This window comes from Bradyrhizobium sp. SHOUNA76 (genome assembly GCF_023006445.1).
GTDB lineage: Bacteria > Pseudomonadota > Alphaproteobacteria > Rhizobiales > Xanthobacteraceae > Bradyrhizobium.
On sequence record NZ_JALBHA010001023.1, the window covers coordinates 1 to 785 of the forward strand.

1 protein-coding gene is annotated in these 785 nt (G+C 69.2%); it reads left to right on the forward strand.

Annotated elements, in window-relative coordinates; translation table 11 throughout:
* On the forward strand, positions 1-785 hold a 785-nt coding region (locus tag MOV74_RS39430; RefSeq protein ID WP_246933030.1), incomplete at both ends, for an AMP-binding protein.

Consider the following 785-nt stretch of genomic DNA (forward strand, 5'->3'; position numbering starts at 1 on the left):
TTCGGCGAGACGGAGCTGAGTTACGCCGCGCTCAACGCGCGTGCCAACCGGCTGGCGCGGCGATTGCGGGACCGCAGCGTCGGGACCGATATCGTGGTCGGGCTGGCGCTCGACCGGGGCGTCGAGATGCTGGTCGCGCTGCTGGCCGTGCTGAAGGCCGGCGGGGCGTATCTGCCGCTCGATCCGGATTACCCGCCGGAGCGGCTGGCGCACATGCTGCGCGACAGCGGCGCGGGGCTGGTGCTGACGCAAGAGAGATTACGCGATCAGTTCGCCACCGTGCTGGCGGAGACCGGCGCCGACGCCTGGCTGCTCGACGCGCAGGACGGCGAGGGCGGGGACGCCGGCAATCTCGACGTCGCCGTTCATGGCGAGAGCCTCGCCTATGTGATCTACACCTCGGGCTCGACCGGCCTGCCGAAGGGGGTGATGGTCCGCCATGACGCCGTGACGAACTTTTTGGCGACCATGGCGCAGCAGCCCGGCATGACGGCCAGTGACCGTGTGCTCGGGCTGACTTCATTGTCCTTCGACATCGCAGTCCTGGAGCTGTGGCTGCCGCTGACGATCGGCGCCTGCGTGGTGCTGGCGGATCGTGCGGCCGCGCATGATCCTGTCAGGCTCAAGGCGATCGTGGAGAGGCACGGCGTCTCCCTGATCCAGGCGACGCCATCAACCTGGCGGATGCTGCTCGATCATGAAGGTCGCTCATTGCCGGCAAGCTGCCGGGTGCTGTGCGGCGGCGAGGCGCTGCCGCCGGATCTGGCGCGGCGGCTAGTGGCCCA